This window comes from Qipengyuania marincola (genome assembly GCF_029688625.1).
GTDB lineage: Bacteria > Pseudomonadota > Alphaproteobacteria > Sphingomonadales > Sphingomonadaceae > Qipengyuania.
Window position 1 is genome coordinate 555846 of sequence record NZ_JARULC010000003.1, and the last position, 26496, is coordinate 582341.

26 protein-coding genes are annotated in these 26496 nt (G+C 63.6%); 9 read left to right on the forward strand and 17 right to left on the reverse strand.

All coding sequences use genetic code 11. The features are described 5' to 3' along the window. Nucleotides 1-12: 12 nt before the first annotated feature. Nucleotides 13-882 carry a crotonase/enoyl-CoA hydratase family protein gene (locus P8Q88_RS12675; RefSeq protein WP_278324196.1) on the reverse strand — a complete coding sequence of 290 codons (870 nt, stop codon included), beginning with the start codon at nucleotides 880-882 and terminating at the stop codon, nucleotides 13-15. Nucleotides 883-1179: 297 nt separating this feature from the next. Between P8Q88_RS12675 and P8Q88_RS12680 the strand changes: the two genes are divergently transcribed. Both P8Q88_RS12680 and P8Q88_RS12685 read left to right on the forward strand, forming a co-directional pair. After that, on the forward strand, nucleotides 1180-2457 hold the full coding sequence (locus P8Q88_RS12680; protein ID WP_278324197.1) for a DUF3422 family protein: 1278 nt from the start codon (nucleotides 1180-1182) through the stop codon (nucleotides 2455-2457). Nucleotides 2458-2531: 74 nt separating this feature from the next. Beyond that, nucleotides 2532-3116 carry a pseudoazurin gene (locus tag P8Q88_RS12685; RefSeq protein WP_278324198.1) on the forward strand — a complete coding sequence of 195 codons (585 nt, stop codon included), beginning with the start codon at nucleotides 2532-2534 and terminating at the stop codon, nucleotides 3114-3116. Nucleotides 3117-3212: 96 nt separating this feature from the next. Here P8Q88_RS12685 and P8Q88_RS12690 read toward each other — a convergent pair whose 3' ends face one another. The 15 genes from P8Q88_RS12690 to bchF form a co-directional block, all read right to left on the reverse strand. Continuing rightward, the gene (locus P8Q88_RS12690; RefSeq protein WP_278324199.1) at nucleotides 3213-3428 is read right to left on the reverse strand and encodes a hypothetical protein; all 216 of its coding nucleotides are present in this window, start codon (nucleotides 3426-3428) and stop codon (nucleotides 3213-3215) included. Between the two features lie 79 nt (nucleotides 3429-3507). Continuing rightward, the gene (gene hemA, locus P8Q88_RS12695; RefSeq protein ID WP_278324200.1) at nucleotides 3508-4728 is read right to left on the reverse strand and encodes a 5-aminolevulinate synthase; all 1221 of its coding nucleotides are present in this window, start codon (nucleotides 4726-4728) and stop codon (nucleotides 3508-3510) included. A 2-nt stretch (nucleotides 4729-4730) separates the two neighbouring features. After that, nucleotides 4731-5537, reverse strand: a complete 807-nt coding sequence (gene puhE, locus P8Q88_RS12700; protein WP_278324201.1) for a putative photosynthetic complex assembly protein PuhE — start codon at nucleotides 5535-5537, stop codon at nucleotides 4731-4733. After that, nucleotides 5531-6574 carry a magnesium-protoporphyrin IX monomethyl ester (oxidative) cyclase gene (acsF, locus tag P8Q88_RS12705; RefSeq protein WP_278324494.1) on the reverse strand — a complete coding sequence of 348 codons (1044 nt, stop codon included), beginning with the start codon at nucleotides 6572-6574 and terminating at the stop codon, nucleotides 5531-5533. The genes puhE and acsF overlap by 7 nt, the downstream gene beginning before the upstream one ends. Before the next feature lie 56 nt (nucleotides 6575-6630). Beyond that, nucleotides 6631-6921: an O2-dependent cyclase accessory protein gene (locus tag P8Q88_RS12710; protein ID WP_347569015.1), complete on the reverse strand. Its 291-nt coding sequence runs from the start codon at nucleotides 6919-6921 to the stop codon at nucleotides 6631-6633. Beyond that, the gene (gene puhC, locus P8Q88_RS12715; RefSeq protein WP_278324202.1) at nucleotides 6918-7391 is read right to left on the reverse strand and encodes a photosynthetic complex assembly protein PuhC; all 474 of its coding nucleotides are present in this window, start codon (nucleotides 7389-7391) and stop codon (nucleotides 6918-6920) included. Before puhC ends, P8Q88_RS12710 begins: the two co-directional genes overlap by 4 nt. Beyond that, entirely contained in the window at nucleotides 7388-8008 is a 621-nt protein-coding gene (gene puhB, locus P8Q88_RS12720; protein WP_278324203.1) for a photosynthetic complex putative assembly protein PuhB, read from the reverse strand. Before puhB ends, puhC begins: the two co-directional genes overlap by 4 nt. Further along, nucleotides 8005-8775 carry a photosynthetic reaction center subunit H gene (puhA, locus tag P8Q88_RS12725; protein WP_278324204.1) on the reverse strand — a complete coding sequence of 257 codons (771 nt, stop codon included), beginning with the start codon at nucleotides 8773-8775 and terminating at the stop codon, nucleotides 8005-8007. Before puhA ends, puhB begins: the two co-directional genes overlap by 4 nt. Nucleotides 8776-8796: 21 nt before the next feature. Beyond that, a complete protein-coding gene (locus tag P8Q88_RS12730; RefSeq protein ID WP_278324205.1) occupies nucleotides 8797-10221 on the reverse strand; it encodes a BCD family MFS transporter in 1425 nt (474 codons plus the stop codon). After that, a complete protein-coding gene (gene bchM, locus P8Q88_RS12735) occupies nucleotides 10218-10925 on the reverse strand; it encodes a magnesium protoporphyrin IX methyltransferase (RefSeq protein WP_278324206.1) in 708 nt (235 codons plus the stop codon). Before bchM ends, P8Q88_RS12730 begins: the two co-directional genes overlap by 4 nt. Nucleotides 10926-10938: 13 nt before the next feature. Then, on the reverse strand, nucleotides 10939-11838 hold the full coding sequence (bchL, locus tag P8Q88_RS12740; protein ID WP_278324207.1) for a ferredoxin:protochlorophyllide reductase (ATP-dependent) iron-sulfur ATP-binding protein: 900 nt from the start codon (nucleotides 11836-11838) through the stop codon (nucleotides 10939-10941). 9 nt (nucleotides 11839-11847) lie between these two features. Then, nucleotides 11848-15390 carry a magnesium chelatase subunit H gene (locus P8Q88_RS12745; protein ID WP_278324208.1) on the reverse strand — a complete coding sequence of 1181 codons (3543 nt, stop codon included), beginning with the start codon at nucleotides 15388-15390 and terminating at the stop codon, nucleotides 11848-11850. Beyond that, nucleotides 15380-16921 carry a ferredoxin:protochlorophyllide reductase (ATP-dependent) subunit B gene (bchB, locus tag P8Q88_RS12750; RefSeq protein ID WP_278324209.1) on the reverse strand — a complete coding sequence of 514 codons (1542 nt, stop codon included), beginning with the start codon at nucleotides 16919-16921 and terminating at the stop codon, nucleotides 15380-15382. The genes P8Q88_RS12745 and bchB overlap by 11 nt, the downstream gene beginning before the upstream one ends. 2 nt (nucleotides 16922-16923) lie before the next feature. Next, nucleotides 16924-18204 (reverse strand): ferredoxin:protochlorophyllide reductase (ATP-dependent) subunit N, encoded by a 1281-nt coding sequence (locus P8Q88_RS12755; protein WP_278324210.1) that lies wholly within the window; start codon nucleotides 18202-18204, stop codon nucleotides 16924-16926. Continuing rightward, entirely contained in the window at nucleotides 18201-18731 is a 531-nt protein-coding gene (gene bchF / locus P8Q88_RS12760) for a 2-vinyl bacteriochlorophyllide hydratase (RefSeq protein WP_278324211.1), read from the reverse strand. Before bchF ends, P8Q88_RS12755 begins: the two co-directional genes overlap by 4 nt. 212 nt (nucleotides 18732-18943) lie before the next feature. Here bchF and P8Q88_RS12765 point away from each other — a divergent pair, with 212 nt between their 5' ends. From P8Q88_RS12765 to P8Q88_RS12795, 7 genes are all read left to right on the forward strand, one after another. Then, nucleotides 18944-19825: a cobalamin B12-binding domain-containing protein gene (locus tag P8Q88_RS12765; RefSeq protein ID WP_278324212.1), complete on the forward strand. Its 882-nt coding sequence runs from the start codon at nucleotides 18944-18946 to the stop codon at nucleotides 19823-19825. A gap of 25 nt (nucleotides 19826-19850) precedes the next feature. Next, nucleotides 19851-21272, forward strand: a complete 1422-nt coding sequence (gene ppsR / locus P8Q88_RS12770; protein ID WP_278324213.1) for a transcriptional regulator PpsR — start codon at nucleotides 19851-19853, stop codon at nucleotides 21270-21272. A 95-nt stretch (nucleotides 21273-21367) separates the two neighbouring features. Further along, entirely contained in the window at nucleotides 21368-22240 is an 873-nt protein-coding gene (gene chlG, locus P8Q88_RS12775; protein ID WP_446532563.1) for a chlorophyll synthase ChlG, read from the forward strand. Beyond that, a complete protein-coding gene (locus tag P8Q88_RS12780; protein ID WP_278324215.1) occupies nucleotides 22240-23559 on the forward strand; it encodes a BCD family MFS transporter in 1320 nt (439 codons plus the stop codon). Before chlG ends, P8Q88_RS12780 begins: the two co-directional genes overlap by 1 nt. After that, complete coding sequence (locus P8Q88_RS12785; protein ID WP_278324216.1) at nucleotides 23556-24749, forward strand: geranylgeranyl diphosphate reductase; 1194 nt, start codon at nucleotides 23556-23558, stop codon at nucleotides 24747-24749. The genes P8Q88_RS12780 and P8Q88_RS12785 overlap by 4 nt, the downstream gene beginning before the upstream one ends. Then, on the forward strand, nucleotides 24749-25231 hold the full coding sequence (locus tag P8Q88_RS12790; protein ID WP_278324217.1) for a TspO/MBR family protein: 483 nt from the start codon (nucleotides 24749-24751) through the stop codon (nucleotides 25229-25231). The genes P8Q88_RS12785 and P8Q88_RS12790 overlap by 1 nt, the downstream gene beginning before the upstream one ends. Then, nucleotides 25231-25485, forward strand: coding sequence for a hypothetical protein (locus P8Q88_RS12795; RefSeq protein WP_278324218.1), 255 nt, complete (start codon nucleotides 25231-25233; stop codon nucleotides 25483-25485). The genes P8Q88_RS12790 and P8Q88_RS12795 overlap by 1 nt, the downstream gene beginning before the upstream one ends. 70 nt (nucleotides 25486-25555) lie before the next feature. Here P8Q88_RS12795 and pufM read toward each other — a convergent pair whose 3' ends face one another. Beyond that, nucleotides 25556-26482 carry a photosynthetic reaction center subunit M gene (gene pufM / locus P8Q88_RS12800; protein ID WP_278324219.1) on the reverse strand — a complete coding sequence of 309 codons (927 nt, stop codon included), beginning with the start codon at nucleotides 26480-26482 and terminating at the stop codon, nucleotides 25556-25558. Nucleotides 26483-26496: the final 14 nt, after the last annotated feature.

The following is a 26496-nucleotide window of genomic DNA, read 5'->3' on the forward strand; positions in this document are numbered from 1 at the left end:
TCGCAATGGCAACTACTTGTAGGCAGGCTCCTCCCACCAGGGGTAGAAGTCCGGCATGTCCTCGCTCACCGTGTCGGGATAGTTCGGCGCGCGCTTCTCGAGGAAGCTCGCGATGCCCTCCCTGGCGTCCGCGCTGCGGCTGAGGCGATAGATCGCCCGGCTGTCCACCCGATGCGCGTCCATCGGGTGGCCGCCCGCGCCGTTGTGCCACAGCATAGCGCGGGTCATCGCCACCGACACGGCAGAGGTGTTGTCCGCGATTTCGCGCGCGATTCCGACTGCTGCATCCATAAGCTCGTCCTGCGGGTGAACCGAGCGTACCAGGCCACGCTCCAACGCTTCGCCCGCATCGATCAGTCGCCCGGTCATGCACCATTCGAGCGCGGTCTGCATGCCGACCAGCCGCGGCAGAAACCAGCTCGAGGCGGCCTCGGGCACGATGCCGCGCCGCGCGAAGACGAAGCCATAGCGCGCCGTATCGCTGGCTAGGCGGATGTCGAAAGGCAACTGCATGGTTGCCCCGACGCCGACCGCGACGCCGTTGCAGGCGCCGATCAGCGGCTTCTTCGACTGGAACAGCCTAAGCGTCAGCCGCCCGCCCCCATCGCGCACGCGCTCGTCGGAGAAATCCTCCACAGGGTTCGGATCGGAGAACACCTGCCCCCCACCCTCCGGTGTCAGGTCGGCGCCCGCGCAGAAGGCCCGCTCGCCATGCCCGGTCACGATCACAGCCCGCACGCTGTCGTCCGCATCGGTCGTGTCGAGCGCGTCGATGAATTCGTCCATCATTGTCCGCGTGAAGGCGTTCATCTTCTCAGGCCGATGAAGCGTCACGGTGGCGATGCCCTCGGCGATATCGAGCTTGATCTGCGTGTAGGACATATGTTGGCTTTCTCTCCTCTCAGTACCCCGACATGGACCGCATGTTACACGGTCCATGCAAGGAAAACTTTGGTCGCCCGGAAACCGTGGCAGGAATTGGCGAAAGTGAAATGGGATTGCTCACGGCGACGATAGTGTCAGCCAGATCGCCAGTAGGAAAGGCGATGTCCGCTTCCCGGACGCAGTGGCCCGGCGAGCCAGCTTTCGAGCCGTCCCTGCATATGAAAGAAGGATGTTTTTGCGCCACTTGCCATGAACAGCTTCCAGCAAAAGCCCTCCTGATGTAGCTTGGCCTTGGTGGAATTGACCGAACATCCCATGCGCCGCGAACTGGTCGGCGAGATGCACCTGAGACGGTTCGCACCAGTTGCCGCACCCGCCACCATCCTCCAGGCAGTGCTGTTGGTCGGGGAGGACGAAAGAGACGACGAATTTCAGCGCCTCGCTACGCTGGCGCTGGATCACGACGTCGATCTGCACCCGAAGGCGCGGCACGCGCTCATCGCTCTTGGCGATGGCCTGATCTTTCTGTGGGAACGCCATACCGAGGCAACGACGCTGACGATAATCGCTGAAACGCGGGTCGAGGACACCAGCGCGGATCTGCCCCAATTTCTCGAGCGGTGGCCCGGCCTGATAGTGCGGGCCACCAGGATCCATGTCGAAAAGGATGTCGCAGGCGCTCAGAGCCGGTTGGAGGCAATGAACTTCGAAGACGACGAACTGGTTTGCTGCGGGGTCAATTCCGGAGTGATGATGTGGTCGGATTTCCGCATCCGGAAAGACGGGTTCGGTCGGCTGTTGGTCACCGCCGGGAAAGCCGGACCAGCCGAACTCGGCCGGATCATCCAGCGCCTGCAGGAACTGGGAAATTACCGCAATCTGGCGCTGCTCGGCCTGCCTGAAGTCCGTCGTCTCACTCCAACACTCACCGATCTGGAGAAACGGCTCGCGCGCTATTCGAAAGAACTCGGAGAAGAAGGGACCGAAAGCGACGAACGCCTGATGCTGGACCTTTCCGCGCTATCGGCCGAACTGGCGCAATTGCGAGTGGCGAGCAGTTACCGCCTCAGCGCCAGCCGCGCTTACGCGCAGATCGTGATGGACCGGCTAGATGCGCTGTCGATTACGCCGGTGGAGGGCTATCAGGATCTGGCCGAATTCACCGAACGGCGCCTCGTACCGGGAATGCGGACTTGCGACAGTTTCGTCGAACGGCTGCGGCGGCTGTCGGAGCGGGTCGGGGACGCGATCGCCCTCCTCAACACCCGGATCGATACGCGGATCAAGGCGCAGAACCTCGAACTGCTGCGTTCGATGGAAAGCAGCTTCAATCTCCAGCTCAGGCTCCAGCATCTCGTGGAAGCTCTTTCGGTGATCGCGGCCAGCTATTACGCGGTCGGCCTGATCGCTTTCATCCTGAAAGGTGCGAAAGCCTTTCCCGACTGGAATTCGATCGACCTGCTTCTCGCAGTCATCACCCCGCTCGTGATACTCGGGATATTTGCGTTGGTCAGTTTGATGAGGAAACGGTATCTCGGCGAAACGTCCGATAGCATTGCGAAAGTGGAGTAACCGCTAGGATTGACAGAAAAAGGTGTCTATAGCGTTTGACGAGAAGGGTTCAGAACGACCGAGGAGAAGGTGTGATGAGGAATATGAATGCCCTGAAGGGCGGCGTCGCCGTCGCAGCGCTACTTGCCTTGGCTGCATGCGGCAGCCGCGCGGACGAGGAAGCTGCCGAACCGGCTGCCGCTCCCGAACCCGCCGCCACTGCCACCGAAGCTGCTCCCGCTGCGGCGATGGAGCCCGAGGTCGAACCCAATGGCAACGTCATCGAAATCCAGATGCTGACACGCGATCCCGACGGCAGCGGCATGCAGGTCTTCAAACCGCGCCTGATCACTGCTCAGGTCGGCGACACCATCCGGTTCGTGCCCACCGACCCCACGCACCAGTCCTCGTCGATCGCAGGCATGATCCCCGAAGGAACGCGCGGCTGGGAAGGCGAAGTCAATCAGCCGGTCGAATATGTCGTGCCCAAGCCGGGCATCTATGGATACCAGTGCGTACCGCACTATTCGGCGGGCATGGTCGGACTGATCATCGTCGAGGGTGATGGCATGACGGACAATCTCGAGGCTGCAAAGGCGGTTACGCATCCGGGCCTTGCAGGTCGCGAGTTCACGGAAATCTTCGAACAGGCCCAGTCCGAAGGCATGCTGTCCCAGTAAACGCTTCGGCGCCAGCCGAACGAGCCAGTCAAACAAGAAGGCCCGGCTGGCCTTACGGAGAGCCGGGCCTTCTTGCTTTTCAAGCTGTCCGCGCCGTCAGCGGTCGATGAAATCGGTATCGTCCCGATCTTCTTTCTGGTGTTCCCGCGCTTCGCGGCGGCGCATCTCCTCTGCCGCCTTTCCTTCCGGCGTGTCCATCGGGTGACGGTTCTTCCGGCTCCGCATGAAAAGCGCAAAGGCGATCGCGAGGATCAGCACGATGATGATCAATGTGGTGAGCGACAGGCCGCCCAGCAGTGTTTCGGTGTTCATCGGTTTGTCCTTCCCGCAGCAGCGCTTCGTGTATCGCCGCTTGCAATATCAACGAGCCGTGGGTTTCAGCGGTTCCGGCTCAGGCGGCTGTCGCCATCCGGGCGAGCTCGCATTGCGACCAGATCTCGCTCAGCGCCGTGATGAGGCGGTCGATATCGCCATCGTCATGCACCGGCGACGGGGTGAGGCGCAGGCGCTCGGTCCCGACGGGCACGGTCGGATAGTTGATCGGCTGCACGTAGATGCCGTGATTGTCCATCAGCCAGTCGCTGATCCGTTTGCACTTGTGCGCATCGCCCACCATCACCGGGATGATGTGACTGGGATTGGGCAGATGCGGGATGCCCATCGCATCGAGCCGCGCGCGGACTTGTGCGACGCGATCCTTCTGGCGCTCGCGCTCAGCATTGCTTGTCTTGAGATGCTTGATGCTGGCGCAGGCCCCGGCGGCCACGGCCGGCGGAAGGGCGGTGCTGAAAATGAAGCCGCTGGCGAAAGTGCGGACGAAATCGACCAGATCGGCCGAGGCAGCGATATAGCCGCCCATCACGCCGAAGGCCTTGCCAAGCGTCCCTTCGATGACCGTAATCCGGTCCATCAGGCCTTCGCGCTCGGCGACCCCACCGCCGCGCGGGCCGTAGAGGCCCACGGCGTGCACCTCGTCGATATAGCTCATCGCGCCGTGCTTCTCACAAACATCGAGAATATCCGCGATCGGGGCGATGTCGCCGTCCATCGAGTAAACGCTCTCGAAGGCGACCAGCTTGGGCACCTCTGGTCCGAAGTCCGACAGCTTGCGGTCGAGATCCTCCACGTCGTTGTGACGCCAGATCTTGTAGGGGGCGCGGCTGTGGCGGATCCCCTCGATCATCGAGGCGTGATTGAGCGCATCGGAGAACACGACGCAGCCGGGGATGCGCGATGCAAGCGTGCCCAGCCCCGCCCAGTTCGACACATAGCCCGAGGTGAACAGGAGCGCCGCCTCCTTGCCATGCAAGTCCGCCAGCTCGCCTTCGAGCAGGACATGGTGATGGTTGGTCCCCGAGATATTGCGCGTGCCGCCCGCACCCGCCCCGCACTCGTCGAGCGCGTCGTGCATGGCCTCGAGCACGACGGGATGCTGCCCCATTCCGAGGTAGTCGTTGGAGCACCATACGGTGACCGCTTGCGTTTGCTCGCCAATGAAGCGCGTGGCCTGCGGGAAAGAGCCGCGATGGCGCTTGATGTCGGTGAAAACCCGGTAGCGGCCCTCCTCGCGAACGCCGTCGAGTTGCTGCTCGAAAAAGGCTTCGAAATCCATGGTCAGGTCACTCCCTCTTCAATCACATTTTCAACCGCGCGCTTGCGGATCGGCAGAGCCCAGCCCCACAGGGCACCGTCGCGGAACGGCAGGGCGAAAAACAGGTGTTCGAGAACGCCGAGTGCGGCGAGCGCGAAGAGCAGGCTGGCGCCGACCATCCCGGCGCTGCCTGGCTCTGCAGCCCAGGCCAGCGAACCGAGCCATGCGGCCAGAGCAGCACTTGCCGCAAGAGTCCCGCCCAGTAGCCAGGTGAACCGGTTCGGCCCGAAGTAGCTGGTCAGATAACCGAGGTGCGGCGGCAGGATATCGGTGCTCATGTTGGGCACGCCTGCAAACATGTTGAGCTTGGCGCTCAGCCGCAGCACGAACAGGAGGACGAAGACCATCGTCCCGACCTGGTTCGGCGCAGTCCAGGTGATGGCGAGCAATAGCAACGCCGTGACGGCGAGCGCGATCTCGTGATGGATCACTGCCGCGCTTGCATGGGTGAACCGCTGGAATCCGGACACGCCAGCGGGGCACTCGGTGCGTCGCGGCCCCGACACGGCACCGGTCAGAAAGGCCAGTTCGTGCCACGACCAGACCAGCAAAGCCCCGATGAAGGACAAATAGACCGCCGATACCGAAACCGTTTGCGCGGATTGCAGGATGAACAGCAATCCTCCCACTCCAGCGATGCCCCCCAGCGCAAGGCTGCGCGGGAAGGTCGCACGGTCACGATTATCGAGCCATGCGATGAGGCCGGTTGCGAAGAACCAGATCGCGATGGCGACGATCACCGGGAGGATATGGCCGCTCCAGCTTACCATGCGGGTTGCAGCCTCACGCTTTGCGGAAGCTCGTTTGTCCGGGCGCGGTGGACGTACATCTTCGCGAAATTCCAGCCGGCCCCGGCCATGCCGCTCACGCGTTTCAACAGGCCGCCAACGCCGCCCTGCTCCTTGCCATCCTCGATCCGCAGCACCGCCTGCCGGAGCGCTTCCATGCTGGCACGGAACCGCGGGCTGTCGATGTCGAGTTCCACCGGATAGACCTGGCGGCTGATGCGGTTGCAGATCTCGAAGACCTTGTAGTCGTAGTCGGTCGGATCGACGCCCAGCGCCTCGTGAAACACGGGCCGCGCATGATCGCGGACATACATCGTCGCGTAAACCGACAGCAGGAAGAAGCGGATCCACAGCTTGTTGTGGCCCTTCAGCAGCTTGGGATCGGCGCGCATCAGCATGGCGAAGGCCTCGCCATGACGGAACTCGTCGTTGCACCACTCCTCGAACCAGTCGAAGATCGGGTGGAACTTGTTCTGCGGGTTCGCCTGCAAATGGCGATAGATCGTGATGTAGCGCGCGTATCCGATTTTCTCGGACAGATAGACCGCATACCAGATGAACTTCGGCTTGAAGTACGTGTACTTCTTGGTCTTCGTCAGGAAGCCGAGATCGACGCCGATACCCGCGTCCTTCAGGCTTTCGTTTATGAAACCGGCATGGCGGCTCTCGTCGCGGGCGAGCAGCTTGAACAGCTGCTTCACATCGGGATTCTTGGTGCGCCGTGCAATCTCCGCATAGAGCACGCAGCCGGAGAATTCCGAAGTCATCGAGCTGACCATGAAATCGGTGAACTCGGCGCGCAACTTCGGTTCGAGGTTTTCGATGATCCCGGCGAAACTGCCCTTGTCGCGGAAGTGCTTCTTGTTCGGATCGCCGAGCATGTCGGAGATGAGCTGGTCCCATTCCTCGCGCACCAGCGACACGTCGATCGCGTCGAGCGCGTCGAAATCGGTGGTGTAGAAGCGCGGTGTCAGCATCGTGTCCTGCGTGGCGAGGGCCATGGCCTCGTCGCTGGTCATGATCCTGCCGCCGTGCGCGGCTTCGATTTTACCCCTCTCGATCTTTGATGGCGCGTTCACTTGATCCTCCCGGGATTGAAGCTGACCTCGTAGAGTTCCTTGAGGTCGAAATAGGCAGCGATCTTGGTCAGGGCGCGCTCGATCGGACCGGCACGGGTGACGGTGGCGCTGCGCTCGAACGTGGCGCTGTGGCCAAAGGGTATCTGGATCGGATCGCCATGCACGCGCACGCTGTCGCCCGGGTAGATCGGGACATTCCCGGCGAGGTCAACATGCGCGTGAAAATGCATGTCGCTCTGTTCGACTGAGATCGTGCAGCGGGTATCGAAACGATTGCGGCGCATCATGCCTCGCCTCCTTCCAGCAGAACCGCGAAGGCCTCGCGATTGTCGGGGCCAAAGGCGTGCAGCTCGACACTCTTGCCCGTTTCGCTATCGCTCAGCGAAAGCGTACCGTTCTCCCATTCGGTCAGGACGAAGGGCGTTTCGGCACCGATTCCCTTGGCGCGGCGGACATGGACGAGGCTGCGAAGCGTCGTGCGGACGAAGCCGCCTGTTCCCGGTTCGACCTTGGCCACCATCTGACCGTTTGCGGCATCCTCGATTCTCACGCCGCCATCGGGCTCGTCATGGAAGTACAGGCTGCGCTCTGCAGTCGCGGCAACACCGGCCTCCGCGCGCGCCTCGCCAGGCACCGCATCGCGCGAGATCAGGCCTGCGCTGGTCGCCGAAGCAAGGGCCAGCGCGAGCAGCGCGAGGCCGCCCATCATCAGCAGCGGGACCTTGGGAATGTCCTCGTTGTGCTCGTGGTCCATCATGCGAGCGCCTCCTGCAGGTCCTCACCTGCGGCCGCGCGGCCTTGCGGAACCTCTGCCATGGCAATGTCGCTGTACTCGGCGGTGGCGGCAGCCAGTCTCGCCCCGACTTCGGCTACATCAGGAATGGCGCGTAACATCGGCTGGGGACGCGAGAAGCGCAGCGGGCGCGCGTGCGGCCACAGCATCGCATAGCCGAGCCCGTGGCCCTTCAGCGGCTCGATGGCGATATCGCCCATGCCCGCGCCGCGATCGGTCAGATGCGCAGCGCCGATCAGCCTGAGCGGCAGGTTGATCGACTTCTCGATCGCCATGCCGATGTTGAGAATGAGCCTCCGGTCGGTGAGGACGTAGGTCGTCGTTCGCGCGGCCAGCCAGGCAAAGCTGTAAAGCAGGCCCAGCGTCACCAGCCCGGCGAGCGCCGTGAGAATCGCGCCACCAATGCTGCCAAGTGCAACCGCGCTCAGGATCAGCACGCCGAAGTACACCGACACCTTGCGGGTGTGGAACGCCGTCCGCGCAAGGGTCGCCATATCCGGCTTGCCTTCCCACAGGACCCGCTCGTCGGCCTGCGGCACGCCCAGCACCTCTATCTGTCCATGCGAACGATGCGTGGTCATATCAAAGGCTCCTGGCGTTGCGGGTCGGCATAAAGGTAGCCGCCTCCGAAATAGGCAACGATGCGCTCTTCCTCGTTGAGCGTGATCGTGCCCGGCTGTTTGATCTTCGGTACGCCGGCGAACTGGTCGGCGCGGATGGCGTCGATCACGACGACCCCGCGCTTCCCGTGAACCTTCGCCATCGCCATCGGCGCGAGTACCTGTCCCCCGGGCGTCGCAACCTCGAGATAGCGAATATGATGCTCGGACATGTCGACCCAGGCATCGGTGACCTTGCCGGCCTCCTTGCCGTCAGCACCGATCATGGTCATCCCGACGGGCTGTGCGTCGCGCGGTGAGACAGTCACGTGGTCGGTACTGCTGAGCGGTACGATCCGCAGCCTGCCGTCGGCGGTCAGGTCCGGCGTGTGCATGCGCTCGGTCCAGGATGCGGGCCCCAGCCGATCGGCGAAGGGATCGCCGGTCGGAACATAGGGCGCTCCGTTGGAACCGAATGCACGTTTTGCGGGAATATCGACCGGATCGCGGCGCCACCGTTCCGGGCTCGATGTGCCCTGCCCATGCGGCAGGAGAAATGTCTTGGGCTCGGCCCGGCTCAGCGGCCCGCCTGGCGTGTCGACCATGCCGGTGGCCTCGTCTTCCAGCGGATATCCCTCGCGCCGGTCCTCGCGGCGCAGGTAGAATACCAGGGCGATGAAAAAGAGGACGAACGCGTAGAATACGAGCTGCGTCACATCCAGCGTGCCTACGATCTTGACGTCATCCATGGGTGTCTCCTTGCCCGGCAATCATGTCGGGAATTCGCGAAGGCCGAGAGGCCCCGAAGCGGTAAAGGCGCGCTCACCGTTCTGGCTTACCAGCGGGCCGAGCGCGACGAGGCTCGCCAGTAGGATCAGGATTTCAAGGCAATAGACCGCGGCATAGCCGGTCGCCGGATCGCCCAGAGCGAAGCCGAGGTGGCCCCGGGTCGCCTGGGCGGAAATGAAATCGCGGAAGATGCCGCCAAGCGCGACGGCGAGCCCGGCGCAGCCAGCCTGCACCGCGCCCCAGGCGCCGAGAACCAGGCCGGCCCCCTCGCGCTTCGCCAGCCCCATCGCCTCGATCAGCGTACCGACCGAGAACAGGCCGAGGCCCAGACCGATCGCGCACCCACCTGCGAACAGCATGGCGGTTGACTGGAAGGGCGCTGCAAAGAGGATCATCAGAAAGGCGGCGACACCCACGACAAGGCCGTTTCCGGCGAGCCGCAGGGGATCCCCGCCGTCGGAAAGGACGCGGCCTGACATTGCGAAACCGGCCAGAGCACCGGCGGCCCATGCGCCGGTCAGCGCGGTCGTCGCACCCACCGAGAGGCCGAGTATTTCGCCGCCGTAAGGTTCGAGCAATGCGTCCTGCATGGCAAAGCCGGCCGCGCCGATGCCGATTGTGGCGAGCAGCCGCGGGGTGCGCCCGCGCGCGATGAATGCGCGCCACAGCTCGCCAAAGGCCGGCGGGATTTCCTCCTGCCGGGGCGAAGGCGCATTGCGCGCCTCCTGCTTCCAGAGGGCGACGATGTTGAGGAGGAAGGTCAGCACCGCCGCGCCCTGGATGACCTGCACCAGGCGGGTCGGCGTGAAGTCGACCAGCAGCGCGCCCATCGACAGGGCGGCGACCATCATCCCGAGCAGCAGCATCACATACAGCAGCGCGACAGCGCGCGGGCGCTTGTCCTCCGGCGCGAGATCGGTCGCCAGCGCGAGGCCGGCGGTCTGGGTCATGTGCATGCCGAGCCCTGTAAAAAGGAACGCGAGCATGCTGGCCGCAACCCCGAGGGCTTCATCTCCCGGGCGCCCCAGAAGCAACAGCGCGAAGGGCATGATGGCGAGCCCGCCGAACTGCATCAGCGTGCCGAACCAGATGAACGGGACCCGCCGCCAGCCCAGCACCGAGCGATGCGTATCCGAACGATGCCCGATCAGCGCCCGCAGCGGCGCGACCAGCAAGGGGATGGCAATCATCAGCGCCACGAGCCAGGCCGGGATCGACAGTTCGACGATCATGACCCGGTTTAGCGTACCGTTGAGCAGCACTGCGGCCATGCCCACGCTCACCTGGAACAGGGCGAGCCTCAGCAGGCGGGACAATGGCAAATCCGCGCTCGCCGCATCGGCGAAGGGCAGCCAGGCGGTGGCTACCTTCGTCCAGTGCGATGCAAGGCGGCGTTCTTCGGTCATCTCGTGCGGACCAGTTCCATTGCCTGAGAGGTGTAGAAGCCGCTTGCGATGCGCTGTGTGCGGGCGACTCTCCAGCCCCGCACACGGGACAGCTTGCGGCGCAATTCCGCTTCGCTCACCGGTATGATCGCCGGGGAACGATTGCCGCGAGGGAACAGCTTGCCGGCCATGTGCATGGCACCGAGCAGGCGCGTGTAAGGCGCGAAGGTAAAGGCAATGGACTTGCGGCACCGCGCACCAAGCGCCTCGATGGTCTCGACGATATCGTCGGAGCGATAGTGGATCAGCGAATCCATCGCGACGACATGGTCGAATTCGCCGAGCGCGGGATCGAGCATGTCCCCCACGTGCCAGTCGATCCTGCCATGACCGACGAAACCGGGCGCGCGCTCACGGGCGATGGCGACCAGCCCAGACGCAATATCGACTGCGGTCACTTGTGCGCCCCGACAGGCAGCGTCGACGCTGAGCGCCCCGGTACCGCATCCGGCATCGAGGACCGACATGCGCCGCAGGTCCGCAGGGAGCCAGTCCAGCAATTGCGCGCGCATCGCGTCCCTGCCGGCACGCACCGTGGCGCGAATACCGCTGACCTCGACATCCGACGTAAGATCGATCCACGCCTTGCGGGCCGTGCCGTCGAAATAGGCGGCTAGCTTCTCGCGCTGCGTGTCGTAGCGGGTGGGGAGCGGGTGGGTTGCCATCAATCGTCGCCTCTCATTCGAACCCAAGGAAATCGAAGATGTCGCGGTCCTTCATGGGATGCGACTCAATCGGATCGACGCCGTCCCACAACTCCTTCGCGAGCCTGAGATATTCGGCCTGAGCCTCGGCGACGCCCTCGTCGCTCGCGTCCATTTCGAACAGAGTGCACTTCTTCAGCCGACTGCGCCGGATCGCATCGACATCGCGGAAATGGGCAAGACGCTTGAGGCCGGTCGCCTCGGCAAAGCGATCGATCTCGTCGGTTTCGCGGCTGCGGTTGGCGATGACCCCGGCAAGCCGGACGTCGTAATTCTTGGCCTTCGCATTGATGGCGGCGGCAATGCGGTTCATCGCGAAGATGCTGTCGAAATCATTCGCGGCCACGACCAAGGCGCGATCGGCATGTTGGAGCGGTGCGGCGAACCCGCCGCACACGACGTCGCCCAGCACGTCGAAGATGACCACGTCGGTGTCTTCAAGCAGGTGGTGCTGCTTCAGCAGCTTGACCGTCTGGCCCACGACATAGCCGCCGCAGCCAGTCCCGGCAGGCGGGCCGCCCGCTTCGACGCACATCACGCCGTTATAGCCTTCGAACATATAGTCTTCGGGCCGCAATTCCTCGGAATGGAATTCGACCGTTTCGAGCACGTCGATGACGGTCGGCATGAGCTTCTTCGTCAGCGTGAAAGTGCTGTCGTGCTTGGGGTCGCAGCCGATCTGCAGCACACGGTGGCCCAGCTTGCTGAAGGCCGCCGAGAGATTGGACGAGGTGGTCGACTTGCCGATCCCGCCCTTGCCGTAGACCGCGAAAACCTTGGCACCCTTGATCTGGTCACCAGGGTCAAGCTGGACCTGCACACTGCCCTCGCCATCGGGGGGAGTGAATTTCGCCTTGGGGTCGAGCAGATTCATGTCATTTCCTCATTCGGCCGCGATCACACCTTCGAGGCGATCTTCCAGATCGTTGCTCGCGGCGTGGAGTGCAGCCAGGGTTTCTTCGTCGGGTTGCCAGAGTTCGCGGTCGCACGCCTCGATCAGGCGATTGGCGACACGGGCCGAACTCTTCGGATTGAGGGCCGAGAGCCGTTCGCGCATTGCGGGGTCGAGCACGAAGGTCTCGCTGATCTGCTGGTAGACCCATGGGGCGACCTGCCCGGTCGTGGCGGACCAGCCCATCGTGTTGGTCACATGGCCCTCGATGTGCCGCACGCCTTCGTAGCCATGCTTGAGCATGCCTTCGAACCACTTCGGATTGAGTGTGCGCGTGCGCGTTTCGAGGTCGATCTGCTCTGCCAGCGTGCGCACCTTGGCGGCGCCGCGGGTCGCGTCGAGGATATAGACCGGGGCTTCCTTGCCCTTTGCGCGGGCGATGGAGCGGCTGATCCCGCCAAGCCCGTCGACATACTGATCCAAATCGGTGATGCCGACTTCGACGCTTTCGAGGTTCTGATAGGCGAAATCCACGCCGGCGAGCGCGCTTTCGAGCAGCTCGCGGCGTTGCACCGGCTCGCCCTTCACGCCGTATGCGAAGCCCTTGTGCGTTTCGAAGGCGTTGGCCAGCTCGTCGGGATCGGTCCAGACGCCGCCATCGATCAGCTGGTTCACGTTCGCGCCATAGGCACCCTCGGCATTGGAGAACACGCGCAGGCTCGCCGTTTCGAGGTCGCAGCCTTGCGCCGCGGCATGGGCGAGGCTGTGCTTGCGGACGAAATTCTGCTCCACCGGCTCGTCCGCACTGCTTGCAAGCCATGCGGCCTCGGCGAGCATCCGGGTCTGGAGCGGGAGCAGGTCGCGGAAAATGCCGGAGAGAGTGACGACGACGTCGATGCGTGGCCGGCCCAGCTCCTCGAGCGGAATGAGTTCGGCTCCGGCAAGCCTGCCATAGCCGTCCCGCCGCGGGCGCGCGCCGATCAGGGCCATGGCCTGGGCAAGCTGCACGCCCTCGCTCTTCATGTTGTCGGTGCCCCAGAGCACTATGGCGAGACTTTCGGGATATTCGACCTCGCCAGCCATGCGGTGGCGCGCCAGGAGCTGTTCCGCCTGCCGGGCGCCTTCGGCAACGGCGAAAGCGCTGGGGATACGGAAGGGATCGAACCCGTGGATGTTGCGGCCCGTTGGGAGGACTTCGGGATTGCGGATCACGTCGCCGCCGGGAGCGGGCTTCACATAGCCTCCGTCGAGCGCGTGGATCAGCGCGCCAAGTTCGTCATTCGAGGCGAGCTTCTGCGCGATCGCCGCGCGATCCGCATCCGGATCGGCTTCAAGCACCGCATCGATCAGGGCATCGCGCTCATCGCCTTCGACAGCCTTGCCGAACACATGCAGGCCGTGCGGGATTAGCGCGCGTTCCAGCTCGTAGAGATGGGCAGAGATGTCGGCGATGTCGCCCTGCTCGACATCGAGGTCTTCGCATTGCTCGGCGATCATCGCTTCGAGGGCAGACAGCTCCTCGGCCTCGTTGCACGACCGCCAGCGCTCCACCAGCGCCTTGAGATCGGCAAACCCCTTGTAGAGGCCCGCTTCGGCGAGCGGCGGCGTAAGATAGCTGATCAGCGTGGCCGAAGCCCGGCGCTTCGCCAGCATGCCTTCGGAAGGATTGTTCGCTGCGTAGAGATTGAAGTTCGGAAGATCGCCTATCAGGCGTTCGGGCCAGCAATCGCCGCTCATCCCCGCCTGCTTGCCCGGCATGAATTCGAGCGCGCCATGGGTGCCGAAATGCAGCACCGCGTCGGCGCCGAAATCCTCCCGGATCCAGCGATAGAAGGCGGAAAAAGCGTGCGTCGGGGCGAACTCGCCCTCGAACAGCAGCCGCATCGGATCGCCCTCGTAGCCGAAGGCTGGCTGAACCCCGACGAAGACTTTGCCGAAATGCGCGCCATAGATGTGGATCGAACCGCCATCGCTTTGCTGGCGCCCAGGAGCAGGTCCCCATTGCGCCTCGATCGCCTTGAGGTGCGGCTCGGCACGGACATGCTCGTCCGCCGGAATGCGCGCCGCGACATTCGCATCGGAGCCGAAGGTTTCCGAGTTGCCCCTGAGGATCGCATCGCGGAGGTCCTCGACCGTGGCGGGCACCTCCACGTCGTACCCCTCGTCGGAAAGGCGCGTCAGCGTGGCGTGCAGAGATTCATAGACTGCCAAATGGGCGGCCGTCCCGGTCGCACCGCCATTTGGCGGGAAATTGAACAGCACGACCGCGAGCTTGCGCCGGGAGCGTTCGACCTTGCGCAAGGCGATCAGCCTTGCCGTCTTCGATGCGAGGGCAGCCGCGCGTTCCGGATGCGAGCGCATAGCGCGCACCGGACCATCGGCATCGTCGCTGCGGCCGCCGAACACGCTCGGGCAGATCGCGCCATCCAACTCGGGGATCGCAACCATCATGGTCGCTTCGACGGGCAGGAGACCCAGCTTGCCTTCGGACCAAGCCTCGAGCGACTGGAACTCGATCGGATGCGCCGCGATATAGGGCAGGTCGAACTTGCCGAGGATCTCGACCGCGGCTTGTGTGTCGTTATAGGCTGGCCCGCCGACCAGCGAAAATCCGGTCAGATTGACCACCGCATCGACCGCCGGCTTGCCGTCGCGCATGAAGAATTTCTCCATCGCGGGCCGTGCATCGAGGCCACTGGCGAAGGCGGGAATCACCCGGAGTCCCGCGGCTTCCATCGCTTCGATAACGCCATCGTAATGCCTGGCGTCGTGGCCAAGGACGTAACTTCTCAGCAGCACGAGACCGACGGTGCCGTTCTGGCCGCTCGAGCGAGGCAACATGCGAAGGCTTTCCGACATCAGCTGGCGCGAACGCGGGTGATAGACACCGAGTTCGGGATATTCCTGTGGCGGCTCTGCCGGTGTGGCCCCGCGGCGGGACGCACGGTCGCCCGACGCATACCGATCGACCAGTGCGCGGACCATCTGGACGACATTCTCGTCCGAGCCTGCCAGCCAGTATTGCAGCGTAAGGAAATAGGCGCGCACATCCTGCGCGGTCCCGGGAATGAACTTCAGGATCTTGGGCAGCCTGCGCAGCATGCGCATTTGGCCTGCGCCGGAACTCGCACCCGCCTTTTTCGAACCGCGCAACTTCTTCAGCAGGGCGAGCGGGCCTTTGGCGGGAGCGTCCATGCGATAGCCGCCGATGCGGGTCAGCTTCACGATCTCGGCGGTCGACATCAGGCCGAGCATCGCGTCACAGTGCTCGCGCCGTTCCTCGAGGGCAGGCCGGATCGCGCGCACATGGTCGTCGAGGAAGAGCATGGTGGCGATCACGATGTCGGCCCGCGCGACATCGGCCTTCGCGCGTTCCAGCGAGGCGGGATCGCGGTCCCAGTCCGCCGCAGCATGCAGGACCAGGTCGATGCGGTCGGCGGCAAGCTTTTCGCCCGCCCGCTCGACGGCACCCTTGAGGTGATTGTCCAGCGTCACGATGACGACGCGAACCGGGGGGAGCGCGCTACCGGGCATAATGGGCCTTTGCATCGTAGAGCGTCTCGAGATCGATCTGCGCCCGGCCCACGTCCGCCGCAAAGCTTTCCGTATTCCGGCGGGCCTTGCCGCGGACGAAGAACGGGATTTTTCTCAGTTCACGCTCGGCTTCCTCGGTCCACAACGTATCCTCGGTCACAGGTTCCAGCGCAGCTGGTTCGGAATGGCCTGTCTTCGGGGCCTGCGCATGGAGGTGGCTCGCCCCCGCCTCGTCGGAGAATTCGAAGTCCTCGCGGAACATCGTGAGCAGGTGCTCTTCGAGGCCCATTACGAGCGGGTGGACCCAGGTATCGAAGATCACGTTCGCACCCTCAAACCCCATCTGGGGGCTGTAGCGCGCGGGGAAGTCCTGCACGTGGACTGGCGAGGAAATGACGGCACATGGCAAGCCCAGCCGCTTGGCGATATGCCGCTCCATCTGCGTGCCGAGGACGAGCTCCGGCTGCGCCGCGGCGATTGCTTCCTCGACTTCCAGATGATCATCGGTGATTAGCGGCTCGACGCCGTAGAGCGCGGCCGCTGCTCGGACATCGCGCGCAAATTCGCGATTGTAGCAACCGAGGCCGCAGACCTCGAAGCCCAGCTCCTCATGCGCGATGCGCGCGGCAGCCACGGCGTGAGTGGCGTCGCCGAAGATGAAGACGCGCTTGCCGGTGAGGTAGGTCGAATCCACCGAGCGGCTCCACCAAGCCATGCGCGACTGGTCGTCGGAAAGAGCATGCTCAGGATCGACGCCAGCAAGCTGCGCTACCTCGCGGATGAATTGCTGCGTCGCCCCGATGCCGATCGGCACGGTGCGGACTGCGGGTTGCTTGAATGTACGCTCGAGCCAGCGGGCGGCCTCGTCGCCGGTTTCAGGGTACAATACGATGTTGAAGTCGGCCGCGCCGATGCGGGCGATATCCGCAGGAGAGGCGCCCAGCGGCGCCACCAGATTGATCTCGATGCCCATCCTCGCGAGCAGGCCGGAGATTTCGCGTACATCGTCGCGGTGACGGAAGCCCAGCGCAGTCGGACCAAGCAGATTGACGAGCGGACGACGGCCTTCGCGCCCGGCCGGAGTCAAATCCTTGTCGGCCAGATGGCGCACGATCTGGTAAAAGGTCTCGCTCGCGCCCCAGCTTTCCTTGCGCTGGTAGCTCGGCAATTCGAGCGGGACGACTGGGATCGGCAGCCGCATCGCTTCGGCCAGCCCGGCGGGGTCGTCCTGGATCAGCTCCGCAGTACACGACGCGCCGACCAGCAAGGTCTGCGGCTTGAACCGCGCAAGCGCATCCATCGCCGCGGTCTGGAACAGCTGCGCCGTGTCCTTGCCCAGATCGCGCGCCTGGAATGTCGTGTAGGTCACCGGCGGGCGCTTCCCGCGCCGTTCGATCATCGTGAACAGCAGGTCGGCATAGGTATCGCCCTGCGGCGCGTGGAGTACGTAATGCACGCCTTGCATCGCGGTCGCGACCCGCATGGCGCCGACATGCGGCGGTCCTTCGTAGGTCCAGACCGACAGCTGCACCGCTACACCTGCAACACGTCGCGCCGCCTGAGCGGTCGCGCAAAGAGTTCGGCGAGATCCCCGGCCTGGTCGAAACCGTGGATCGGCGAGAAGACGAGCTCGATAGCCCATTTGGTGGAAAGGCCCTCGGCCTCGAGCGGATTGGCCAGGCCCAGGCCGCAAACGGTGAGATCAGGCCTGTCCTCGCGCACGCGGTCGAGCTGCTTATCCACGTCCTGCCCTTCGCTGAGACGCGTGCCTTCGGGCAATTGCGGCAGTTCGGCGGCAAGGATGCTGCGATGGAGGTAGGGCGTTCCTATCTCGACCGGGATCATGCCGCATTCGGTCGCGAGGAAACGTCCGAGCGGAATTTCGAGCTGGGAATCGGGCAGGAAGGAGATGCGCTTGCCATCCAGCTTCCCGCGCTGGCGCTCGAGCGCGCGCTTCGCCCGTTCGCGACCCGGCGCGATCACACGATTGAAATGCATGTCTTCGATATCGAAGACATTGGCAGCAGCCTTCAGCCAGGCTGTCGTGCCTTCCGCCCCGAAAGGAAATGGTGCCTCGAGATGGACCGCACCGCGCGAAGTCAATGCCCGCAAGGTGTCCCCGAGAAAGGGTTGCGCCAGGAGGACGCGGGTGTTGGCGCCGACAGCCGGCAGATCGGCCACCGCCCGGGCAGGCAGGCATCCGACGTTCTCGATCCCAAGCTCGGCGAACAGCCGCAGGAACTGGTCCTCGACGATATCCGGAAGCGAACCGACCAGCAGGAGAGACGGCGTAGCATCCGGTGCAGCCGCGGGCATCTCCGGCACCAGCGAGGCGAGACATGCATCCTCGCCTTCGGTGAAGGTGGTTTCGATCCCGCTCCCCGAATAATTGAGGATACGCGTGTCCCCGGCATGTTTCGCGCCGAGTCTCTCGGCAGCCTTGGCAAGATCGAGCTTGATCACCTCGGACGGGCAGGATCCGACGAGGAAGAGAGTCTTGATCTCGGGTCGCCGGGCAAGGAGGCGATCGACCACCCGGTCCAGTTCTTCCTGCGCATCGACCATGCCGGCGAGGTCACGTTCCTCCATGATTGCGGTAGCAAAGCGCGGTTCGGCAAAGATCATCACGCCGGCCGCCGATTGCAGGAGGTGGGCACAGGTGCGCGAACCGACCACGAGGAAGAAGGCGTCCTGCATTTTGCGGTGGAGCCAGACGATCCCGGTCAGGCCGCAGAAAACTTCGCGCTGGCCGCGTTCGCGCAGGACCGGTGCGCAATCCGTACCCGGTGCCTCGAGGAGACCGGCGCCGCTCATCCGGGCGCTACTGCATTGCGAGGGTCTTCAAGCCGGGCAGCGCGCAGCTTGAGGAGGAATTGTCCGGCATTGACGACATAGGTCGCATAGGCGGCAAGCGCGACCAGCAGGCGCTGCTCGATCGAACCCAGGCCGCCGATCAGCATGGCGAGATAGGCCGTGTGCAGTGCGATCACGACCATGGAGAATACATCTTCCCAGAAGAAGGGTCTGGCAAAGAGCCATTTGCCGAAGACCTCTTTCTCCCAGATCGAGCCGGTGATCATGATGGCATAGAGCGCCAGGGTCTTCGCAACGATCGAGATGTCGGCGGCGAGCGCGCCTTCCCCTGTCATCAGGAAACGAAGCACAAGCATCAGGCTGACAAGGAAGATCAGGAACTGGAGCGGAGCAAGCAGGCCTTGCACGAGCGTCCAGGGCGACTCGTCACGGCGAAGGCGCTCTTCCGGCGAGTACAGGGTAAGGCCCTGTTCCTGACGGATATCTTCGCTTTGGCCACCCGGCGAATTGCGAAAGAGCCTCTCCATTCTGTCGCTCTGCCTCCAATCTTCATGTGGAAGCTACGCCCCGGCAGCCCCGTGTGTCAATCGCGATTGACGTTAATTGCACTGGACACTTGTGGATTCGACAGGCGCCACAATTGGGCCTAGGGTCGTGAGACTCGGACGGAGTCGACAACACAATCTGACACGCCGGGCATGACGCGATCCGCGCCGCTACCAGACTGGGAGAGTCTGAAATGGCATCGGCTATCGGTATGGGCCCTGCCGCCCTGCTAAAAGCGATTTCCAACCCGCTGAAAGGTTGGATACGACAAGATGATGTCCAGTCGGATGTCCCGAGGGTGAAGCCGGGTGATGATCTCGGCACGGTCATCGAGGCCGATTTCATCCCGCGCCTTCTCATGAGCCATGCGAGAAACGGCAGGCACCCTGCCGTGGAAACCGGCGGCCAGATCAATAGCGACGAGGCGGCCGAATTCGCCACGCTCCCCCTTCAGATCGAGGTCGACGAACTCCTGCTCGCAACGGAGGCGTTTCTTCATCGCGGGGTCAGCGTCGAGTCCATTTTTCTCGATCTTCTTGCGCCCTCGGCTCGCGAACTCGGCCGGATGTGGGAAGAAGACGATTGTGATTTCGTCGAAGTCACCATGGGTCTCTGGCGCCTTCAGGAAGTGATGCGCGAAATCGCCGCCAGGTCGCCGCCGGTCATCCGGTCACTCGGCATCGAGAGAAGCGCACTGTTCTCACCCGTGCCCGGTGACCAGCATTCATTCGGCGCACTGATGGTCGATGAAATCTTCGCGCGCGCAGGGTGGAAAAGCGAGGCTTTGATCGATCCGCATCGTCGGGAATTGCTCCGGCTGATTTCGGAAAAATCGTTCGATCTGGTGGGATTGACCGTCACAAACGATTGCCCTAGCGGAGCGCTTTCCAAATTGATCAGTGCAATTCGCACAGTCTCAGCGAACCCACAGATTGCCATCCTTATTGGCGGGCGGGCAGTCACCGAAAATCCCCATCTCGTCGAGGAAGTTGGCGCCGACGGAACCGCGGTCGATGCGGATGCCGCCCTCACCCTGGCGGCGCAGTTGGTGGAAGGTGCGAGATTGAGCGCATAGCACGCATCCCGGATGCGAGAACCAGATGTTGACACGGAAGCATAGCGTTGATGCAAAGCGACCCTTCGCCGACTCCGGCGATGTGTTCGGTGCCATCGGCGCAGATGCTGCAAAAACGCTGGCCATGGTCGCCGGTGACGTCGTTCTGATCCTCGATACCAGCGGCACCATTCTCGACGCATCCTTCGAAGAGGACGCCTTTCCCGAATTTGCCGGATGGGTCGGAGCCAACTGGCTCGACACGGTTACGGTCGAAAGCCGCCCGAAAATCATGGAGATGCTCGCCGGCGCTCGCAAGGGCGAGACGCAGCACTGGCGGCAGGTCAACCATCCGACACAGCATGGCGACGTTCCGCTCAAATACGTCGTCGTCAGCATCGAGGGCGGCGAGCGGGCAATCGCTTTCGGTCGCGACCTGCGCGAGTTCGGCAAGGTGCAGCAGCGCCTCTTGCAGGTCCAGCAGTCGCTCGAGCGGGACTACCTGCGCATGCGCCATGTCGAGGCGCGCTACCGCTTGCTGTTCGAACGCTCGCGCGAGCCAGTCATGATCGTGGAAGCAAGCGATTACCGCATTCGCGAAGCCAATCCGGCGGCCTATGCGCTGGTCGGCGCGCGGGCCGGATCGCTGGTAAACAAGCAGCTGCCCCAGATATTTTCTCGCAAGAGTGCGCCGGCTGCCGCCGCCCTGCTGGCCTCGGCGCTCACGTCCAATTCGGTTTCCCCGGTTCCGGTGATGCTCGCCAAGGGTTCCGAGGAGGTGCAATTGAGCGCTTCGGGCTTTAGCCAGGATCGTCGCCAGTACCTGCTCGTCAGGCTTCATGGCGAAGAGGCGGCCGTATCGAGCGATCAAGCCACTATTGCCGATATCATCGAAGACATGCCGGACGCCTTCGTCCTTGCGAATACGAAGATGGAGATCGTCACGGCAAATGCCGCCTTCATCGAGATGGTCCGTGCAGCAGGGCTGGACCAGATCAGGGGCACCGACCTGTCCAATTTCGTCGGCCGCCCGGGCATCGATCTGGACCTGATCGCAGGGCAGATCGACAAGGAGGGCGATGCCCGAAACGTCTCGACGATATTGCGCGCGATGAGCGGCGAGGACGACGAGCCGATCGAGATATCCGCCGTCGCCACGAAGGCGGAAGATCCGCACTATGGTTTCGTAATTCGGCCGATCGCTCGCCGGATGCGGGACCTGCCCCCGAGTTCGGAAGAGCTGCCCCGCTCGGTCGAGCAGCTCACCGACCTCGTCGGGCGGATGCCGCTCAAGGATATCGTACGCGAGAGCACCGATCTGATCGAGCGCCTGTGCATCGAAGCAGCGCTGCTCTACACCTCGGACAACCGCGCTTCGGCCGCGGAAATCCTTGGATTGAGTCGCCAGAGCCTGTACTCCAAGCTTCACCGTTACGGGCTGGGCAACCTCCAGACCGAATCCGACTAGCCACCCTCGACAAGTTTGTGTCAAAACAGTTTGACGCACGTGAGTGTCAGGCATAGCCTGCGGGCATGCTACGTTCGGCGGCCTCGACTCGAACAATGCCGTCACCTTCGGCATCCGACGTCCTTGAGCTGCTCAAACCGATAACCTGGTTTCCCCCGATGTGGGCCTTCGGCTGCGGTGTGCTTTCCGCAGGCGTCGCCTTCGATGAGCGCTGGTTGTTCGTGATCGGCGGAATTGCACTGACCGGACCTTTCGTGTGCGGCACGAGCCAGGCGGTGAACGACTGGTTCGATCGGCATGTCGATGCGATCAACGAACCCGATCGACCGATCCCGTCGGGCCGCATCCCGGGCCGCTGGGGCCTCGGCATCGCGGTAGCCGGGACCGTACTGTCGCTCGGCCTCGCAGCAATCCTCGGTTTCTGGGTCTTCGCCGCTGCATGTCTCGGTCTTAGCCTCGCATGGGCTTACAGCGCCCCGCCCTTTCGCCTGAAAACCAGCGGCTGGGCCGGACCGGCGACAGTCGGTCTGACCTATGAAGGCCTTAGCTGGTTCACCGGCGCGAGCATCCTCGCGGGAGGGCTGCCACCCGCCCCCGTCATCGCGATACTGCTGCTCTACAGCATCGGTGCCTTCGGGATCATGGTGCTCAACGATTTCAAGGCAGTCGAAGGCGACCGGATAACGGGGCTCCGCTCCTTGCCGGTGACGCTGGGCGTAAGCCGGGCAGCACGACTTGCTTGCCTTGTGATGGCGCTGGCCCAAGCGGTGGTGATCGCACTCCTCTTCCTGCTCGGCTATGCGCTGTCGGGCGCAGTCGTCGCAGCACTTCTCCTCGGCCAGATGTTCCTCATGGTGCGCCTGCTCAAGGACCCCGCCCGCCATGCCCCCTGGTACAATGCCACCGGGGTGACACTCTACGTCCTCGGTATGCTCGCGGCGGCGCTGGGCCTTGGAGGGTACGTCTGATGGCGTTGGCGAAACCGGGTTTCGGATGGTTGTCCATAATTCGCCTGGGCCTTGTGCAGGCGTCCATCGGCGCGATCGTGATGCTGGCGACCTCGCTGCTCAACCGCGTGATGGTGGTCGAATATGCCCTCGCCGCTGCGATTCCGGCAGGACTGGTCGCCTGGCACTACGCGGTGCAACTCACCCGCCCGCTATGGGGTCATGGCTCTGATCGCGGACGAAGGCGTACCCCCTGGATACTGGGCGGCATGGCGACCCTCGCGTTGGGTGCGGTGATGGCCGTCTATGCGACGATCCAGATGGCACCAAATCCCCTTCTCGGGGGCGTTCTGGCAGTCGCAGCTTTCAGCCTGATCGGCATGGGGGTCGGCGCAAGCGGCACCTCGATGCTCGCCCTGCTGGCTTCGGCAGTCGCGCCCGAGAGGCGCTCCGCAGCGGCAGCCGTCACCTGGATCATGATGGTCGCAGGCATCGTCGTTTCGGCCGGCGTATCGGGAGCATTGCTCGACCCGTTTTCCGAACAGCGCCTCGCCATGGTCTCCTGCGGTGTGGCGCTCACAGCCCTGCTGGTCAGCGGTCTCGCAGTGCGCCACCTCGAGCCCGACCAACCGTTCGTCTTCGAAGCCTTGACTAAGGACGGCGCACCCAGCTTCCCCGAGGCCTTGCGCGAAATTCTGCACGAAAACGCCGCGCGCCGGTTCACCGTGTTCATCTTCGTTTCCATGCTGGCCTACAGCATGCAGGACCTCATCCTCGAACCGTTCGCCGGGCTTGTTTTCGGCATGACCCCCGGGGAATCGACTCAACTGGCAGGCGTGCAGCACACAGGGGTGTTGCTCGGCATGATCGCCGCAGGGATCGGGGGCAGCGCCTTTGCCGGACGCATGCCGATCGACTTGCGCATCTGGATAGTCACTGGCTGCGCCGGCTCGGCGCTCGCGCTGGCGGGACTAGCGGCGGGCGCGATCCACGGACCCGGCTGGCCGCTGACCCTCAATGTGTTCGTACTCGGCCTCTGCAACGGACTGTTCGCTGTTGCGGCGATCGGCGCGATGATGGGGCTGGCCGGGGCTGGCCGGAAAACGCGCGAGGGCGTGCGTATGGGCGTCTGGGGAGCGGCACAGGCGATTGCCTTCGGGCTTGGCGGCCTGACGGGCGCACTCGGCGTCGATCTCGCACGCGGGGCGCAGGGACAGGACGGCAGCGCATTCCAGCTCATTTTCATGATCGAGGCATGCCTGTTCGTGGTCGCGGCCGGCCTCGCCATCCATGCCACGCACAAGACAGTTTCGAGGGGCAGGAAGGCGGCGACGATATGAACGAGGCAATCTACGACGCAGTGGTGGTTGGCGGCGGACCTTCGGGTGCAACGGCGGCCAACGATCTGGCCGTGGCCGGACGCAAGGTGTTGCTGCTGGATCGCGCCGGCAGGATCAAACCTTGCGGAGGCGCGGTGCCCCCTCGCCTGATGGAAGACTTCGATATTCCGCAAAGCCTGCTGGTCGCCCGTGCGCGCTCGGCGCGGATGATTTCCCCGTCGAACCGCAAGGTCGACATGCCGGTCGGCGAGATCGGTTATGTGGGGATGGTCGACCGCGATGTCTTCGACGAATGGCTGCGCGAACGCGCCGCAAAATCGGGCGCGGAAAGGCGCACAGGCACATTCGAGCATATCGAGCGCGACGAGAACCTTGGCACACTCGTTTGCTACCGTAGCAGTCGCGGAGGCGAGATCGAGAAGGTGCGTACCCGCTTGGTGATCGGCGCGGACGGCGCCCGCTCCGCCGTGGCTCGCCAGAATATCGCCAATGCAGAGCGTATGCCCTGCGTTTTCGCCTATCACGAGATTATCAAGTCGCCCGAGACAGACAGCGATGTTTTCGACGGCTCGCGCTGCGATGTCTTCTACCAGGGCAAGCTCTCGCCGGATTTCTACGCCTGGGTGTTTCCGCATGGCGAAACGGCCAGCATCGGGCTCGGCAGCGCGAACAAGGGCTTCCCGCTGCGCGAGGCTGTGTCCGAGATGCGCCACGAACTGGGTCTCGGCGAATGCGAGACCATCCGCAAGGAAGGCGCACCGATCCCGCTGAAACCCCTCAAGCGCTGGGACAACGGCCTCGACGTGATCGTCGCCGGTGACGCGGCCGGAGTGGTCGCACCCGCCTCGGGAGAGGGCATCTACTACGCCATGACCAGTGGGCGTCATGTCGCCGAAGCGGCTGACGAATATCTCCGTACGGCCAATCCCAAGGCGCTGAAACTGGCTCGCAAGCGCTTCATGCGGGACCACGGCAAGGTCTTCTGGGTACTCGGGATTATGCAGTATTTCTGGTATTCGAGCGACAAGCGGCGCGAAAGGTTCGTCACCATGTGCGCCGACAAGGATGTGCAGCAGCTCACCTGGCAGGCCTATATGAACAAGCGACTGGTGCGGGCCAAACCGCTTGCCCATGCCCGAATTTTCCTGAAAGACTGCGCCCATCTGCTGGGATTGAGGGCCGCCGCCTGATGCACAAAAGCTGGTTGTTGCCGATTATCGTGGCCGGTATCGCCGCGATCGGCGTTGCCATGCTCGGCACCACGATCACCGATCTCGGGCCGTGGTACCAGTCGCTCGAAAAGCCGGGCTGGACGCCGGCAGACCCCGTTTTCGGCATCGCCTGGACGCTGATCTTCGCCCTCGCCGCAGTGGCCGGTGTCAGCGCATGGCGCGCCGCGCCTAGTACGCGTGTGTCAGACACCATTATCGGTTTGTTTGCCCTGAACGGCTTCCTCAATATCCTGTGGAGCCTCATCTTCTTTCGCATGCAGCGGCCCGACTGGGCCTTTGCCGAGCTCTTGCTGCTGTGGCTTTCGGTCGGCGCGCTGATTATCTTTTGCGGCCGCTATTCGCGCCTCGCCGCTCTTGCCCTGTTACCCTATCTCGGTTGGGTATCGATTGCCGGGGCGCTCAACTGGCAGGTCATCGAGCTGAACGGCCCGTTCGGCTGATGGACCAACTTTTCAGCAGTGGCCATGCGGCCGACATCGTGCTGGCGGTGCTGCTGATCGAAGCTGTCTGGCTGAAATCCCGCGGATGGGAAGCGCGCTCGCTCCTTGGCCTGCTCGGGCCGGCTGCCTTGCTGGTTCTCGGCCTGCGCGCGGCGCTCGTCGGCGCACCTTGGTATCTCGTGTCGCTGCCGGTCGCCCTTGCCTTTCCACTGCACCTGATGGACCTGCAGGCTCGCTCCCGGCAAAAGGACTGACCAGCTCAGCGCAAAAAAAGAACCCGGCCGTGGAGGCCGGTTCCTTCTTGTTACCTGCGAAGGAAGCGCGTCATCCTCCCGGTGCGTATTGATGCTGCTGCGCCCACAGATACCAATTGTCGACCACGGTACCTGTCAGCAAGATGCCGATCCCGCCGGTCAGCGTGGTCAGCACGGCGAACCACCACGCCCAGCGGTGGACCGATTCCATCGTTGCATTGAACCCCATGGTCCAGCGCCAGAACAGGCCAGCCCTTTCCGAGGCCGTGCCGCGGTCTGTGATCTGCTCGATCTCGCGTTCCCCGCCGTAGCGGCTGACCGCCAGGATCGTGGCCCCGTGCATCGCGAACAGCAGAGCCGAGCCGTACAGGAATGCGATCGAAAGCGCATGGAACGGGTTGTAGAACAGGTTGCCGTAGATCAGCGAGAAATTGTTGGTCCAGTCGAGATGCGGGAAGATCCCGTAGGGCACCGCTTCGGACCAGCTTCCCATCAGCATCGGCCGCAGGAAACCGAGCACGAGGAACAGCCAGATCGCACTGGCGAAGGCCCAGCAAACGTGCAGTCCCATGCCCAGCGACACGGCACGGCGATAGGATCTGATCCACCAGAGGAGGACCGAAATCGTCAGGAAGAATCCGGTCAGGATGAACCAGCCCCCTTCGGCCAAGGGCACGAAGGGACTGAAGCCCCATTCCGGCCCGGGCGGATCGAGCGACAGCCAGAAAAACTCTCGCATGAAAGCGATCGGGCTGAAGTTCACCTGTGCGGCCATGTTCCAGCCGATGATCGAAATCGCGAGGAACCCGAACAGCAGCGAGGCGATGCCCAGCCAGCCGAGATAGATTGGGCCGATCTGCGCCTGGCCGAACTTGCCGAACCAGTAGTTGTAGCCGGTCAGCCGGTAGCGTTCCTCGTCTCCGGGAGGCAGCGGCACACCCATCTCGGGGGCCGTCTGAAGCTGCACTTGCGTAAAGAGATTGTAATAGCGCGCCATTGCTCAGACCCTCC

Excerpts from the sequence above, each read along its gene's own strand:
- P8Q88_RS12785 (WP_278324216.1), top strand. The coding sequence starts at position 23,556 with ATGAACGAGGCAATCTACGACGCAGTGGTGGTTGGCGGCGGACCTTCG.
- P8Q88_RS12685 (WP_278324198.1), top strand. The coding sequence starts at position 2,532 with ATGAGGAATATGAATGCCCTGAAGGGCGGCGTCGCCGTCGCAGCGCTA.
- bchL (WP_278324207.1), bottom strand. The coding sequence starts at position 11,838 with ATGAATCTGCTCGACCCCAAGGCGAAATTCACTCCCCCCGATGGCGAG.
- P8Q88_RS12755 (WP_278324210.1), bottom strand. The coding sequence starts at position 18,204 with ATGAGCGGCGCCGGTCTCCTCGAGGCACCGGGTACGGATTGCGCACCG.
- puhE (WP_278324201.1), bottom strand. The coding sequence starts at position 5,537 with ATGGTAAGCTGGAGCGGCCATATCCTCCCGGTGATCGTCGCCATCGCG.
- bchF (WP_278324211.1), bottom strand. The coding sequence starts at position 18,731 with ATGGAGAGGCTCTTTCGCAATTCGCCGGGTGGCCAAAGCGAAGATATC.
- chlG (WP_446532563.1), top strand. The coding sequence starts at position 21,368 with ATGCCGTCACCTTCGGCATCCGACGTCCTTGAGCTGCTCAAACCGATA.
- P8Q88_RS12745 (WP_278324208.1), bottom strand. The coding sequence starts at position 15,390 with ATGCCCGGTAGCGCGCTCCCCCCGGTTCGCGTCGTCATCGTGACGCTG.
- puhA (WP_278324204.1), bottom strand. The coding sequence starts at position 8,775 with ATGGATGACGTCAAGATCGTAGGCACGCTGGATGTGACGCAGCTCGTA.
- P8Q88_RS12765 (WP_278324212.1), top strand. The coding sequence starts at position 18,944 with ATGGCATCGGCTATCGGTATGGGCCCTGCCGCCCTGCTAAAAGCGATT.
- P8Q88_RS12710 (WP_347569015.1), bottom strand. The coding sequence starts at position 6,921 with ATGATGCGCCGCAATCGTTTCGATACCCGCTGCACGATCTCAGTCGAA.
- P8Q88_RS12790 (WP_278324217.1), top strand. The coding sequence starts at position 24,749 with ATGCACAAAAGCTGGTTGTTGCCGATTATCGTGGCCGGTATCGCCGCG.
- puhC (WP_278324202.1), bottom strand. The coding sequence starts at position 7,391 with ATGATGGACCACGAGCACAACGAGGACATTCCCAAGGTCCCGCTGCTG.
- P8Q88_RS12795 (WP_278324218.1), top strand. The coding sequence starts at position 25,231 with ATGGACCAACTTTTCAGCAGTGGCCATGCGGCCGACATCGTGCTGGCG.
- acsF (WP_278324494.1), bottom strand. The coding sequence starts at position 6,574 with ATGACCAGCGACGAGGCCATGGCCCTCGCCACGCAGGACACGATGCTG.
- hemA (WP_278324200.1), bottom strand. The coding sequence starts at position 4,728 with ATGGATTTCGAAGCCTTTTTCGAGCAGCAACTCGACGGCGTTCGCGAG.
- P8Q88_RS12780 (WP_278324215.1), top strand. The coding sequence starts at position 22,240 with ATGGCGTTGGCGAAACCGGGTTTCGGATGGTTGTCCATAATTCGCCTG.
- pufM (WP_278324219.1), bottom strand. The coding sequence starts at position 26,482 with ATGGCGCGCTATTACAATCTCTTTACGCAAGTGCAGCTTCAGACGGCC.
- ppsR (WP_278324213.1), top strand. The coding sequence starts at position 19,851 with ATGTTGACACGGAAGCATAGCGTTGATGCAAAGCGACCCTTCGCCGAC.
- P8Q88_RS12690 (WP_278324199.1), bottom strand. The coding sequence starts at position 3,428 with ATGAACACCGAAACACTGCTGGGCGGCCTGTCGCTCACCACATTGATC.
- bchM (WP_278324206.1), bottom strand. The coding sequence starts at position 10,925 with ATGGCAACCCACCCGCTCCCCACCCGCTACGACACGCAGCGCGAGAAG.
- P8Q88_RS12730 (WP_278324205.1), bottom strand. The coding sequence starts at position 10,221 with ATGACCGAAGAACGCCGCCTTGCATCGCACTGGACGAAGGTAGCCACC.
- puhB (WP_278324203.1), bottom strand. The coding sequence starts at position 8,008 with ATGACCACGCATCGTTCGCATGGACAGATAGAGGTGCTGGGCGTGCCG.
- P8Q88_RS12675 (WP_278324196.1), bottom strand. The coding sequence starts at position 882 with ATGTCCTACACGCAGATCAAGCTCGATATCGCCGAGGGCATCGCCACC.